The organism is Streptomyces sp. NPDC057424 (genome assembly GCF_042803315.1).
In the GTDB taxonomy this organism is placed as follows: domain Bacteria; phylum Actinomycetota; class Actinomycetes; order Streptomycetales; family Streptomycetaceae; genus Streptomyces.
Genome location: NZ_JBHVCP010000013.1, coordinates 90,901 through 103,401 on the forward strand (window position 1 = coordinate 90,901; position 12,501 = coordinate 103,401).

At 71.7% G+C, this 12,501-nt stretch carries 14 protein-coding genes; 9 read left to right on the top strand and 5 right to left on the bottom strand.

The window, feature by feature from the left end:
* A partial coding sequence (locus ACFU3E_RS14000) for a putative T7SS-secreted protein (protein WP_384156525.1) occupies positions 1-168 on the bottom strand: 168 nt, incomplete at its 3' end.
* On the opposite strand from ACFU3E_RS14000, the gene ACFU3E_RS14005 reads away from it, so the two are divergent.
* Positions 132-551: an MFS transporter gene (locus tag ACFU3E_RS14005; RefSeq protein ID WP_384156351.1), complete on the top strand. Its 420-nt coding sequence runs from the start codon at positions 132-134 to the stop codon at positions 549-551. The two genes, ACFU3E_RS14000 and ACFU3E_RS14005, sit on opposite strands and share 37 nt — an antisense overlap.
* Here the strand turns inward: ACFU3E_RS14005 and ACFU3E_RS14010 are convergent.
* Both ACFU3E_RS14010 and ACFU3E_RS14015 read right to left on the bottom strand, forming a co-directional pair.
* Positions 488-1,651, bottom strand: a complete 1,164-nt coding sequence (locus ACFU3E_RS14010; protein ID WP_384156355.1) for a hypothetical protein — start codon at positions 1,649-1,651, stop codon at positions 488-490. The two genes, ACFU3E_RS14005 and ACFU3E_RS14010, sit on opposite strands and share 64 nt — an antisense overlap.
* On the bottom strand, positions 1,648-2,589 hold the full coding sequence (locus tag ACFU3E_RS14015) for a 5-dehydro-4-deoxyglucarate dehydratase (protein WP_384156358.1): 942 nt from the start codon (positions 2,587-2,589) through the stop codon (positions 1,648-1,650). The genes ACFU3E_RS14010 and ACFU3E_RS14015 overlap by 4 nt, the downstream gene beginning before the upstream one ends.
* Positions 2,590-2,811: 222 nt before the next feature.
* Here ACFU3E_RS14015 and ACFU3E_RS14020 point away from each other — a divergent pair, with 222 nt between their 5' ends.
* From ACFU3E_RS14020 to ACFU3E_RS14055, 8 genes are all read left to right on the top strand, one after another.
* Positions 2,812-3,621 carry an NAD-dependent epimerase/dehydratase family protein gene (locus ACFU3E_RS14020; protein WP_384156361.1) on the top strand — a complete coding sequence of 270 codons (810 nt, stop codon included), beginning with the start codon at positions 2,812-2,814 and terminating at the stop codon, positions 3,619-3,621.
* Positions 3,622-3,885: 264 nt separating this feature from the next.
* On the top strand, positions 3,886-4,656 hold the full coding sequence (locus ACFU3E_RS14025) for a DeoR/GlpR family DNA-binding transcription regulator (RefSeq protein WP_384156364.1): 771 nt from the start codon (positions 3,886-3,888) through the stop codon (positions 4,654-4,656).
* A 119-nt stretch (positions 4,657-4,775) separates the two neighbouring features.
* Entirely contained in the window at positions 4,776-6,143 is a 1,368-nt protein-coding gene (locus ACFU3E_RS14030; protein WP_384156367.1) for an ABC transporter substrate-binding protein, read from the top strand.
* On the top strand, positions 6,140-7,084 hold the full coding sequence (locus ACFU3E_RS14035) for a carbohydrate ABC transporter permease (RefSeq protein ID WP_384156370.1): 945 nt from the start codon (positions 6,140-6,142) through the stop codon (positions 7,082-7,084). Before ACFU3E_RS14030 ends, ACFU3E_RS14035 begins: the two co-directional genes overlap by 4 nt.
* Entirely contained in the window at positions 7,084-7,950 is an 867-nt protein-coding gene (locus tag ACFU3E_RS14040) for a carbohydrate ABC transporter permease (RefSeq protein WP_384156373.1), read from the top strand. Before ACFU3E_RS14035 ends, ACFU3E_RS14040 begins: the two co-directional genes overlap by 1 nt.
* Positions 7,947-8,936: a zinc-dependent alcohol dehydrogenase family protein gene (locus ACFU3E_RS14045; RefSeq protein ID WP_384156376.1), complete on the top strand. Its 990-nt coding sequence runs from the start codon at positions 7,947-7,949 to the stop codon at positions 8,934-8,936. Before ACFU3E_RS14040 ends, ACFU3E_RS14045 begins: the two co-directional genes overlap by 4 nt.
* Before the next feature lie 73 nt (positions 8,937-9,009).
* Positions 9,010-9,231: a hypothetical protein gene (locus tag ACFU3E_RS14050; RefSeq protein WP_384156380.1), complete on the top strand. Its 222-nt coding sequence runs from the start codon at positions 9,010-9,012 to the stop codon at positions 9,229-9,231.
* A gap of 85 nt (positions 9,232-9,316) precedes the next feature.
* Positions 9,317-10,534 carry a TerD family protein gene (locus tag ACFU3E_RS14055; RefSeq protein ID WP_384156528.1) on the top strand — a complete coding sequence of 406 codons (1,218 nt, stop codon included), beginning with the start codon at positions 9,317-9,319 and terminating at the stop codon, positions 10,532-10,534.
* A gap of 63 nt (positions 10,535-10,597) precedes the next feature.
* Here the strand turns inward: ACFU3E_RS14055 and ACFU3E_RS14060 are convergent, their stop codons facing one another.
* Positions 10,598-11,173, bottom strand: a complete 576-nt coding sequence (locus ACFU3E_RS14060; protein ID WP_384156382.1) for a TetR/AcrR family transcriptional regulator — start codon at positions 11,171-11,173, stop codon at positions 10,598-10,600.
* A gap of 202 nt (positions 11,174-11,375) precedes the next feature.
* A complete protein-coding gene (locus ACFU3E_RS14065) occupies positions 11,376-12,413 on the bottom strand; it encodes a LacI family DNA-binding transcriptional regulator (RefSeq protein ID WP_384156385.1) in 1,038 nt (345 codons plus the stop codon).
* Between the last annotated feature and the right edge of the window lie 88 nt (positions 12,414-12,501).

Consider the following 12,501-nt stretch of genomic DNA (forward strand, 5'->3'; position numbering starts at 1 on the left):
GTGGTTGTGGCCGAGTTGCTGCTCTCCGGTTGTGGCGCCGTGTTCGGACGCGACCTCGGCGCCCCAGTCCTCCACCGCGTCCGCGGCATCCTCCAGGCCGACCCGGTCAAGGCCGTCACCGAGCCGGTCGGTTGCTCTCCGGCCCTGCCCTGCGCCATCTGGGCGCACGGCGCTTCGCGGCGTCCGGCATCGCCCTGCTGGCGCTCGCGGTGGGCCTGCGGGCGGTGCCGTCCGACCCGGTGGCGCTGGTGTGCAGCGCGGCGATCGGCCTGGGGCTGCCCGCGGTGCTGATCGCCGCGCTGACGTCCGTGCAGCGTGAGACGCCGGGTGCGCTGCTGGGCCGGGTCACGGCCACCGCCCACACCCTGGTGTACACACCGAACGTGGTCGGGCTGGCCGCCGGAGCGGCCCTGGTCGAGCTGGTGGACCACCGGCTGGTGCTGGTGGCCCTGGGCGTGGTCCTGCTGGTGACGGCGGCCGCTCTGTGTCAGAGGCCGGCGAGGGCGGAGCGGACCGTCTCCAGGTCGCCGTCGGACGCCAGCCCTGCGTGATAAAGCCGCAGGTCGGTGGCGCCCAGACGCCGTGCCTCGGCGGCGTCGGCGGCGAGGGTGCCCGGGCTGCCGCCCATCCCCGAGACCACGGTGAAGTTGGCGGCGATGACGGCGCCCTCGCGCTCCTGCCGCGCGAACGGCGTCAGCGTGCCGGTGCCGCCCGCGCAGGGCACGACCACACCGTCCGCGACGGACAGGATGTGCGCCGGATCGACACCGGGGTTGGCGCCGACGTGGTACGACACCGGGTCCGCGTGCAGCAGCACCTGGAAGCCGTCGGGCGCCGCCGCCCGGACGGCCGCGACGGCCCGTTCCTGGAGCGTGCGGGCGGTTTCGTCGCGGTACGCGCGCGTGGTGTGCGCGAGCGCCTCGCCGAGGAGCTTCTCGATACCCGCCCACCCTCCGTCGGAGGGGGCGCCCTGCCACACCGGCTCCAGCGCGGTCCGTACGGCGGCGGCCAGCTCGTCGGCGTCCAGGCCGTGCCGGCCGTAGCCCTCCCGGCACGACGGGCAGAAGCACAGCGCCATCAGGTACTGCCCGGCATCCCCGAGGCCGATGCCGCCGGTCTTGTCGTGGGCGTGCAGATGCTGCAGGCCGTACCAGCCGAGGGACTCCAGCTCGGTGCCGAGCGCCCCGGGCCGGACGGCCGCCTCGGCGGCCAGGTCGGTGAGGTACGCGCGCGTGGCGGGCTGCGCGATGCACGGCGCCCAGGGGTAGCGGTCGCCGTAGGCGTTGACGACCGAGGTGTCCGGGTGCTCGGCGCCCAGGCGGGAGTTGTGCGCGAGGACGACCCAGGTGTGCACCTCGAGTCCGGCCCGGGTGAGCGCGGTGGCGGCCTCGCCGAAGGCGTCGCCGGGGGCCCAGGCGCCGGCCGCGTAGGGGCGCAGCTCGCGCCCGGCCCAGCGGTCGTCCGCCGGGTACAGCACGGCGGCGTGCTCGGCGGTGACGATGCGGTGGCGCGGGTGGCGGGGCGTGAGCGCGCGCGTGGAGTGGTAGGCGGCGGCGAGCGTTACCTGTTCCACACCGAGCGCGGCGATCCTTGCGGTTGCCTCCGGGTCCCCGTTGACGTCCCAGGGGTAGACGAATGCCGACGCCTTCACTTGGCCTCCTCAAGCAGCGCGTAGCCACGCTCGATCACTTCGGCGAGCTGCTTGACATGATCCCCGTCCGGCTCGTGCAGCGGGGGCCGCACCTCCCCCACGTCCAGTCCGCGCAGCCGTACGCCCGCCTTGACGAGGGCGACGGCGTAGCCGCGGCCCCGGGCGCGCAGTTCGACGAACGGGCGGTAGAACCCGTCCAGCAGCTTCTCCACCACGGGGTCGTCGCCGTCGCGGAGTGCCTGGTGGAAGGTGAGGGCGATCTCCGGCGCGAAGCAGAACACGGCGGACGAGTAGAGCGTGACACCGAGGGCGCGGTAGGCGAGCTGGGTCTGCTCAGCGGTCGGCAGGCCGTTGAAGTAGAGGAAGTCGCCCGGGACCTCGGAGCGGACGGCGCTGATGACGCGCTGCATGAGGTCGAGGTCGCCGAGGCCGTCCTTGAGGCCGATGATCCCGTCCGTGCGGGCCAGTGCGACGGCCGTCTCCGGGGTGAACACGGCGTTGTCGCGCTGGTAGACGATGACCGGCAGAGCCGTCGCGGCGGCGATTTCCCGGTAGTGCCGCAGCAGCCCCTCCTGCCCGGCGACGACGAGGTACGGGGGCATGGCGAGCAGCCCGTCCGCCCCGGCGGCCTCGGCGAGGCGGGCGTAGCGGACGGCGAGCGCGGTGCCATAGCCGGCACCCGCGACGACCGGCACGCGCCCGTCGGCGGCCTCGACGGCGGCCCGTACGCAGGCCTCGAACTCCTCGGGCGTCAGCGCGTGGAACTCGCCGGTGCCGCAGCAGGCGAACACGGCGGCGGCATGGGCCTCCACCCCGCGCCGGACGTGTGTGCGGTAGGTGTCGAGGTCCACGGAGCCGTCGGGTCCGTAGGCGGTGACCGGGAAGAACAGCGGCCCGCTGGGGATGTTGAGTCGAGCGGCGAGAGGGGCTGACGTCACAAGCTCTCCCGGTTCCATATTCATGATTGGCGTCTACATTTCTGAACAACTCCACGCTAAGGCGCCCCCTTGGCGCCGGTCAAGCGCGCACACCCGCGACGCACCTGCGGATTCACCCGCTCCGCGACATACTTGACGGGCTCCGCCCCACCTCCTTAGCGTGTCCACGCATATGAATGCCGTGCGCTCATGTGCACGTTTGGCGATCAAGGAGACCCGAGGATGCCCGCTCCCCGCACCGTCCTGCTCACCGGCGCCGCCGGCGGCCTCGGCACCCTGATGCGGGACCTGCTCCCGGCCTACGGCTACGACCTGCGCCTGCTGGACCTGCGCCCGGTCGAGGGCGAACCCGGCGCGATCACCGCCGACCTGGCCGACCGGGACGCCGTACGCGAGGCGGTCCGGGGTGTCGACGCGATCATCCACCTCGCGGGCATCTCCCTGGAAGCGTCCTTCGAGAAGATCCTCAAGGCGAACATCGAGGGCACCTACCACCTGTACGAGGCCGCCCGCGAGGAGGGCGTCGGCCGGATCGTCTTCGCCTCCTCCAACCACGCGGTCGGCTACACCCCGCGCCCCCAGGGCGACGACCCCCTGATCCCGGTCGACACCCCCCGCCGCCCCGACACCTTCTACGGCCTGTCCAAGTGCTTCGGCGAGGACCTCGCGCAGTTCTACTGGGACAAGCACGGCCTGGAGACCGTCTCGGTGCGGATCGGCTCCTGCTTCCCCGAGCCGACCAGCGTGCGCATGCTCTCGGTGTGGATGAGCCCCGCCGACGGCGCCCGTCTCCTCCACGCCGCCCTGACCGCCGAACGCGTCGGCCACACCGTCGTCCACGGCTCCTCCGCCAACACCCGGCTGTGGTGGGACCTCACCAGCGCCCGGGCGCTCGGCTACGAGCCGCAGGACGATTCCGAGCCCTGGGCCGGGAAGCTCATCGCCGAGCAAGGGGAGCTGGACCCGGACAACGAGGCGCACGCCTGCCTCGGCGGCCACTTCGTGACGGACCCGCCGATCTGGCCGTACTGACCGGAAAGAGCCGGCGCGAAAGGGCGGGCGGGCACCGAACGGGCCCGCCCGCCCCCCTGTTCGGGCACCGTCGCTGCCCGCTCTCACGCCCCGATCACCGCTGACGCAGGTCCGCGACGGACACGCCCCCGCGTCGAACGGGCGCAAACGGGCAGTTTCGAACCCGCAACAGACCTGTTCAGTGCCGTGACCCCGCTGTAGAAATTCCCCCACGGACCCCATCGGGCCCGAACGGGCAAGCAGCAGCGGAAGGCAGGTGGCGGCATGAGCACGAGGACGGCGGAAGAACGCCAGCGCGAGATCGTGCTGGCCGCGCGGCGCGCCGGCTCCGTCGACGTCACCGCCCTCGCCGCCGAACTGGGCGTGGCCAAGGAGACCGTACGGCGGGACCTGCGCGTCCTCGAGGACCACGGCCTGCTCCGCCGCACCCACGGCGGCGCCTACCCCGTGGAGAGCGCCGGCTTCGAGACGACGCTCGCCTTCCGGGCCACCAGCCACGTCCCCGAGAAGCGCCGGATCGCGGCCGCCGCGGCCGAGCTGCTCGGGGACGCCGAGACGGTCTTCGTCGACGAGGGCTTCACCCCCCAGCTCATCGCCGAGGCACTCCCCCGGGACCGGCCGCTGACCGTGGTCACCGCGTCCCTGCCCGTCGCGGCCGCGCTCGCCGGGACCGACACCGCCTCCGTCCTGCTCCTCGGCGGCCGGGTCCGCTCCGGCACCCTCGCCACCGTCGACCACTGGACGACGAGGATGCTGGCCGGTTTCGTCGTCGACCTGGCGTTCATCGGCGCCAACGGCATCTCCCGCGAACACGGCCTCACCACCCCCGACCCTGCTGTCAGCGAGGTCAAGGCGCAGGCGATCCGGGCCGCGCGGCGCACGGTGTTCGCGGGTGTGCACACCAAGTTCGGCGCGGTCAGCTTCTGCCGGTTCGCGGAGGTGGGCGCCCTGGAAGCGATCGTGACGAGCACCCTGCTCCCCGCGGCCGAGGCCCACCGCTACTCACTGCTGGGACCCCAGGTCATCCGCGTCTGACGTACGCGTCGCACCCGGCAGACCCACCCGAAGGGCCGACACGACCAGCCGAGACACCCCCTCATAGCACCTCTTGCCCTCAACAGTCCCTTTTTCACCCAAATATCCAGGAGTACTCCATGCGACCCCAGAGCCGACGCGCGCCACGCGCCTCCCTCGCCGTGGCAGCCGTAGGGACGCTGATCACCTCACTCGCCGCCTGCTCGGGCGCCGGCGGGTCCGGATCCACCGGCGGCGACTCCATCAACGTCCTGATGGTGAACAACCCGCAGATGGTGGAGTTGCAGAAGCTCACCGCCGCCAACTTCACCAAGGACACCGGCATCAAGGTGAACTTCACCGTCCTGCCGGAGAACGACGTCCGGGACAAGATCAGCCAGGACTTCGCCCACCAGGCCGGCCAGTACGACGTCGCCACCCTCAGCAACTACGAGATCCCCATCTACGCCGAGAACGGCTGGCTCCACTCCCTGGACTCGTACGTCGAGAACGACAAGGCCTTCGACCAGGACGACATCCTCACCCCGATGACGCAGGCCCTCACCGCGGAGGACGGCAACCTCTACGGCGAGCCCTTCTACGGCGAGTCCTCCTTCCTGATGTACCGCAAGGACGTCTTCGAGAAGGCGGGCCTGACCATGCCCGGCAAACCCACCTGGCAGCAGGTCGCCGACCTCTCCGCGCAGGTGGACGCGGCCGAGTCCGGCATGAAGGGCATCTGTCTGCGCGGCCTGCCCGGCTGGGGTGAGGTCATGGCCCCGCTGACCACGGTCGTCAACACCTTCGGCGGCACCTGGTTCGACAAGGACTGGCAGGCGCGGCTGGACTCCGAGGAGTTCAAGGAGGCCACCCGGTTCTACGTCGACCTGGTCCGGGAGCACGGCGAGGCGGGCGCCGCCCAGGCCGGCTACGCCGAGTGCCTGAACAACATGACCCAGGGAAAGACCGCCATGTGGTACGACGCCACGGCCGGGGCCGGCTCCCTGGAGGCGAGCGGCTCCCCGGTCAAGGGCAAGATCGGCTACGTCCCGGCGCCGGTCGAGAAGACCGACAGCTCGGGCTGGCTCTACACCTGGGCCTGGGGCATCCAGAAGGCCTCCAAGAACGCCGAGAACGCCTGGAAGTTCATCTCCTGGGCCTCCGGCAAGGACTACGAGAAGCTCGTCGGCGAGAAGATCGGCTGGGCCAACGTGCCCGCCGGCAAGCGGGCGTCGACCTACGACATCCCGCAGTACCGCAAGGAGGCCGCCGCCTTCGCCGATGTCACCCGGGACGCCATAGCGAGCGCCGAGCCCGAGGACCCGGGCGTGCAGCCGCGGCCGGCGCCCGGCATCCAGTTCGTCGGCATCCCCGAGTTCACCGACCTGGGCACCAAGGTCTCCCAGGAGATCAGCTCCGCCATCGCCGGCCGCCAGTCCGTGGACAGCGCGCTGAAGAAGGCACAGGAACTCGCCGAGGCCGTAGGAAAGAAGTACGAGGGATCATGACCGTCGCGACTCCCCCCACCCGGGTCGCCGCCCCCCAGCGGCCGACGGCCCGGCGGCCGAACCGTATGCGGGCGTGGGCCACCCGGGCCCCCCTGCTGCCCGCGCTGATCTTCATGATCCTCGTGACGCAGCTGCCCTTCGTGGCGACCCTGGTGATCTCGTTCTTCGACTGGAACGCGCTGTACCCGGACGACCGCCACTTCGCCGGCTTCGCCAACTACGCGGAGGTGCTGAGCACGCCAGACCTGCGCAGGTCGGTGGGGACGACCGTCCTGCTGACCGTCACGGTCGTGCTCGTCAGCCTGGTGCTCGGACTGGCGCTGGCCCTGCTGCTCGACCGGAGGTTCCGGGGCCGGGCCGCCGTGCGCACCATGCTGATCGCGCCCTTCCTGCTGGTGCCGATCGCGGCCGCGCTGCTGTGGAAGCACGTGCTGTTCAACCCCGAGTACGGCCTGTTCAACGGCGTCCTGAGCTGGATCGGCGGGGACGGCGCGCCCCAGCCGGACTGGATCTCCGAGATGCCGCTGATGGCGGTCGAGGCCTCGCTGATCTGGCAGTGGACGCCGTTCATGACGCTGATCCTGCTCGCCGGACTGCAGAGCCGCGACGCGCAGCTGCTCGAGGCGGCCCGCATGGACGGCGCGAACGACTGGCAGGTCTTCGTCCACATCACACTGCCGCACATGCGCCGCTACCTCGAACTGAGCGTGCTGCTCGGCTCGATCTACATCGTGCAGAACTTCGACGCGGTGTACACCATCACCTCCGGCGGCCTGGGCACCGCGAACCTGCCGTACACCATCTACCAGACCTTCTACCAGGCGCACGAGAACGGCCTGGCCTCGGCGGCCGGCGTGATCGTCGTCATCGGCTCGCTCGTCCTCGCGACCTTCGCCCTGCGCGTCGTGTCGTCCCTGTTCCGCGCGGAGGTGTCCCGCTGATGACCACCGTCACCACCACCGCCCCCCGACGGCCCCCGCGCCGCGGCCGCTTCCAGGGAGCCGCCCTGGGCATGGCCGCCTGGCTGGCCGGCCTCCTGTTCGTGCTGCCCCTCCTCTGGATGGTCCTGACCTCCCTCCACTCCGAGGCGGACGCGGCGACCAACCCGCCCTCCCTGGCGGCCTCGCTCACCCTGGACGGCTACCGCGAGTTCTTCGGCGTCGGCGGGGGCGCCAGCCCCTGGCCCGCGCTCATCAACTCGATGACGGCCTCCGTGGTCTCGACGCTGCTGACCCTGCTCCTCGCCCTGCCGGCGGCGTACGCGCTGTCCATCCGGCCGGTGAGGAAGTGGACCGACGTCATGTTCTTCTTCCTGTCCACCAAGATGCTGCCGCTGGTGGCGGGCCTGCTGCCGATCTACCTGTTCGCGAAGAACACCGGCCTGCTCGACAACATCTGGGCCCTGGTCATCCTCTACACGGCCATGAACCTGCCGATCGCGGTGTGGATGATGCAGTCGTTCCTCTCCGAGGTGCCGGCCGCGATCATCGAGGCGGCGCAGATCGACGGCGCCAGACTGCCCACGATCCTGTGGCGTGTGGTGGCCCCCATCGCCCTGCCCGGCATCGCGGCGACGGCTCTGATCTGCTTCATCTTCAGCTGGAACGAGCTGCTGTTCGCCCGGGTGCTCACGGGTGTGGTCGCCGAGACCGCCCCCGTCTTCCTGACCGGCTTCATCACCAGCCAGGGCCTGTTCCTGGCGAAGGTGTGCGCCGCGTCGCTCGTCATCTCCCTGCCGGTGCTCGCCGCGGGGTTCGCCGCCCAGGACAAGCTGGTCCAGGGTCTGTCGTTGGGAGCCGTGAAATGAAGGCCGCCGTCATCGAGTCCATGGGCAGGGCCGTCGTCGCCGAGGTCCCGGACCCGACCCCAGGGCCGCGCGATGTCGTGGTCGAGGTCGCGGCGTGCGGCCTGTGCGGAACCGATCTGCACATCCTCCAGGGCGAGTTCGCCCCGAAGCTGCCGATCGTGCCCGGGCACGAGTTCGCGGGCGAGGTGGTCGGCGTCGGCACACAGGTCACGGAGGTGTCGGTGGGCGACCGGGTAGCGGTCGACCCGTCCCTCTACTGCTACGAGTGCCGCTACTGCCGCACCGGCCACAACAACCTCTGCGAACGCTGGGCGGCGATCGGCGTCACGACAGCCGGAGGCGCGGCGCAGTACGCGGTCGCCCCCGTGGCGAACTGCGTGAAACTCCCCGACCACGTCCGCACGGAGGACGCGGCGCTCGTGGAGCCGCTGTCCTGCGCGGTCCGCGGGTACGACGTGCTCCAGTCCCGCCTCGGCGCCCACGTGCTGATCTACGGCTCCGGCACGATGGGCCTGATGATGCTGGAGCTGGCCAAACGCACGGGCGCGGCCAGCGTGGACATCGTCGACGTGAACCCGGCCCGCCTGGAGACGGCCCGCCGCCTCGGCGTCTCGGCGTCGGCGGCCGGCCCCGACGAACTGGACCGCCCGCAGGGCTGGGACCTGGTGGTCGACGCGACCGGCAACGCGGCGGCGATCCAGGACGGCCTGGACCGGGTGGCGAAGGCCGGGACGTTCCTCCAGTTCGGCGTGGCCGACTACGCGACCCGCGTGACGATCGACCCGTACCGCATCTACAACCAGGAGATCACCATCACCGGTTCGATGGCGGTCCTGCACAGCTTCGAGCGGGCGGCGGAACTCTTCGCGAACGGCGTCCTCGACCCGGAGGTCTTCATCAGCGACCGCATCCCGCTGGAGCGGTACCCTCAGGCGCTGGAGCAGTTCGCGGCGGGTGTCGGCCGCAAGATCGTGGTCGTGCCGTAGGGAACGAACCGGTGCGGGCGGGGGCAGGGGAAATTCGCTGGGGCGCCTGCTCCCCGCCTCGTACCCTCACGGCATGCCAAGACCTCATGGATTCAGCTACGAGCAGCACGCGGGCGGCACCGTCCGCATCAGCCACCACGGCCGCCCCGCCACCACCCTGAACGGCCCCCGGGCCGAGCAGTTCCTCGCCGAGGCCGAGACCTCCGACCCGCAGCTGGTCATGGCCCGCTGGACCGGCAACTACAAGCGGGGCAACGAGCGCACCGCCCGCGACCACCCCCGCAATCGCCGCTGAGGCCCCCTCGACCGTCACTGACCCGATCGGCGGCACGGTAAGGGAACGGTAAAACCGCTTCGCTCGTTCACCCGGCATGACAGCTATGACCCCCGGCTCGAACATCCCTCTGTCTGCCGCCCGCGTGACGGTGGACGTCGCCGCCCCGGTGCGGCTCGACGTATCGGGCCTGCTGCTCACCGCCGACGGCAAGGTGCGCTCCGACGACGACTTCATCTTCTACAACCAGCCGTCCGGCCCGGGCGTGACGTACCGCTCGGGCGGCGGCGGTGCGCCCGACGCGATCGTGGTCGACACGGCGGCCCTCCCGCCTGGCATCGAGAAGATCGTCGTCACGGCGAGCCCGGACGCCGCGGGCCAGACCTTCCAGGGCATCGAGCCGACGGCCACCATCCGCAACGCGGACGACGGCTCCGTCCTGGCCACGTTCACGCCGCCGCAGCTCGGCGGCGAGACGGCCCTGGTCATCGTGGAGGTCTACCAGCGCAACGGTCAGTGGAAGGCCCGCGCCGTCGGCCAGGGATACGCCAACGGCCTCGCGGGCATCGCCACGGACTTCGGTGTCACGGTGGAGGAGCCGGCCGCCGCCCCGGCGCAGCCGGCGACCCCGCCCCAGCCGGTGACCCCGCCGCCGGCCCCGGTGCAGCCTCCCGCCCCGCCCGTCTCCACCCCCGCCGCGCCCCCGGCCGCCCCTGCCACGCCTTCCCCGCCCGCGCCCGGCGCCGGGAAGATCAACCTCGACAAGGGCCGCGTCAGCCTCCAGAAGAACCAGACGGTCTCCCTGATCAAGGGCGGCCGCCCCCTGCTCTCCCAGGTCCGGATGGGCCTCGGCTGGGAGCCGGCGTACCGCGGCAAGGACATCGACCTGGACGCCTCGGTCATCGCCTACGGGCCGCAGCGCAACCACATCGACAGCTGCTACTTCGGCAAGCTCCAGATCGTGGGCGGCGCGATCCAGCACTCCGGGGACAACCTCACGGGTGAGGGCGGCGGGGACGACGAGACCATCATGGTCGACCTCGGCCGCCTCCCCCAGGAGGTCACCGGCCTGGTCTTCACGGTCAACTCCTTCTCCGGCCAGAAGTTCACGGAGGTCGCCAAGGCCTACTGCCGCCTCCTGGACGGCACCACCGGCGAGGAACTGGTCCGCTTCGACCTCACCGGCGCCGAGGCGCAGACCGGCGTGATGATGGCCAAGCTGATCCGTCAGTTCTCCGGCGAGTGGGAGATGACGGCCATGGGCGACTTCGTGAAGTCCCGCACGGTGAGGGGAATGGTGAAGCCGGCGGCGCAGTCGCTGTAGTCCACCACCGGCCTCCGGGGACGCCCCCTGCCCAAGGGGGCGTCCGGCGTCCGGCTCACCACCTCAGGGGCGCCGCGCCCCCAGCCCGTCCATCAGCAGCGTCAGATACCGCCGGATGTGCCGGCCCTCCCCGTCCGCCAGTTCGGACGCCGTCGCCACCCCGTGTGCCAGGCGCAGCACGTCGATCGGCTCGACGTCCGCCCGCAGCGTGCCCTCTTCCTGCGCCGCCCGGACCAGCCGTGCCGCCGCAGTCTTGACCGCGTCGCCGCAGGCCGTGTTCACGAGGGAGCCGGAGTCCGTCACAGCCGGGCCCAGCAGCGCCTTCAGCCCCCGCATCCGGATCATCCCGGCGCCCAGCTCGTACAGCCACTCCTTCAGCGCCCCGCCCGGCGGCAGTTCGTCCGCCAGCACACCGGCCCGGGCCGCGATCGCCTCGATACGGTCCAGATACGCGGCCTCCAGCAGCGCCTGCCGGGTCGGGAAATGCCGGTACAGCGTGCCGGAGCCGACCCCGGCACGCTTGGCGATGTCGTCGAGCGACGCGCCTTCCCCGTGCTCGGCGAAGGCCTCCGCGGCGACCGTCAGCAACCGCTCGTGGTTGCGCCGGGCATCCGCCCGCATGGGCCTGACCTGCGCCACGCGCCACTCCTCACGAACCGGGGACTTTCCGCGCACTCTACCGAGACTGCGGGCCCGCCCCCGGGCCCCGCCTCTTCATCGCCCCGCCGCCGGATCCGGCAGGACGTGCCGTGCCCCGGACAGGAACACCACGATCAGGAATCGATGTCGCCGTCCGGACCTGCGAGCCCTTCCGCTACCAGAGGCTGAGGACGCCGGAATGTCAGGCGGAGTCACGCACCAGGAGTTCGGGGGTCACCCATGCGTCCGCGCCCCGCAGCGGCTCCTCGCCCGCGCGCAGCCGCGCCACCTGCTCCACGGCCAGCCGTCCCAGCTGCCGCTTGTCGATGTGCAGGGTGGTCAGGGCTGGTTCGACCAGCTCGCCCAGGGAGAGGCCGTCGAAGCCGAGTACGGCCAGGTCGCCCGGAACGCTCCGGCCGCGGCGACGGGCGGTGCGCATCGCCCCGACCGCGATCAGGTCGTTGAACCCGAAGACCGCGGTGATCCCGGGCCGCGCGGTCAGCAGCCGGTCCATGCCGGCCTCGCCGCCCGCCACGCTGTGCTCGGGACACACCACGATCCAGTCCTCGTCGACCGGCAGGCCGAGCCGCCGTGTCTGTTCCAGAAAGGCCTGTCTGCGGGGGCCGGGTCCGTGCACGCCGTCCAGCATGCCGATCCTGCGGTGTCCCGCGCGGAACAGATGATGCATGCCCTCCTCGACGCCGCTGGCGGCGTCGATGCCCACGGCAGCGAACCGGGTCTGCTGCGGGCCGCGCTCCAGCAGCACCAGCGGTACGCCTCCCAGGTGCCGGGTGAGCACGTCGTCCGGGTCCTTGAAGTAGCCCACGACGGCGTCCGCCTGATGGGAGAGCACGTCGAGCGCCTCCCGTTCCCTGGCCTCGTCGATCCGGGAGTCCCACACGACGACCTGCCAGCCGCGCTGCTCGGCCGCCTCCAGCACCCCGGCGGCGACCTCCGGGAAAAACGGATTCCGCAGGTCCGGGATGACCAGGCCCGCGGTCACGGCCCCCTTCTGAACGAGTCCGCGCGCGAACCGGCTGGGCCGGTAGTCCAGGAGCCGCGCCGCCTCCAGGACCCGCTCCTTGGTGCCGGGGTCGATCTCACCCTTGTCGTTGACCGCCCGGGAGACCGTCTGGCGTGACACCCCCGCCAGTCGTGCGACGTCGTGGATCGTGGCCCGGCGCCGGGCACCGTCGGGTCTCTCGGCACTCGGCTCCGCGCGCTGGTTGTCCGTCCACACGTTCAGCACTGTATCCGGCGCCCGAGCCTGCCCGGCAGGGGCAGCCGGACGGGGGCCCTCCGCAAGCGCGGCCGGCCGGCGCCCCGCG

Coding starts and splice junctions, on each gene's coding strand:
- ACFU3E_RS14020 (WP_384156361.1), top strand. CDS start 2,812: ATGCCCGCTCCCCGCACCGTCCTGCTCACCGGCGCCGCCGGCGGCCTC.
- ACFU3E_RS14025 (WP_384156364.1), top strand. CDS start 3,886: ATGAGCACGAGGACGGCGGAAGAACGCCAGCGCGAGATCGTGCTGGCC.
- ACFU3E_RS14030 (WP_384156367.1), top strand. CDS start 4,776: ATGCGACCCCAGAGCCGACGCGCGCCACGCGCCTCCCTCGCCGTGGCA.
- ACFU3E_RS14035 (WP_384156370.1), top strand. CDS start 6,140: ATGACCGTCGCGACTCCCCCCACCCGGGTCGCCGCCCCCCAGCGGCCG.
- ACFU3E_RS14040 (WP_384156373.1), top strand. CDS start 7,084: ATGACCACCGTCACCACCACCGCCCCCCGACGGCCCCCGCGCCGCGGC.
- ACFU3E_RS14045 (WP_384156376.1), top strand. CDS start 7,947: ATGAAGGCCGCCGTCATCGAGTCCATGGGCAGGGCCGTCGTCGCCGAG.
- ACFU3E_RS14050 (WP_384156380.1), top strand. CDS start 9,010: ATGCCAAGACCTCATGGATTCAGCTACGAGCAGCACGCGGGCGGCACC.
- ACFU3E_RS14055 (WP_384156528.1), top strand. CDS start 9,317: ATGACCCCCGGCTCGAACATCCCTCTGTCTGCCGCCCGCGTGACGGTG.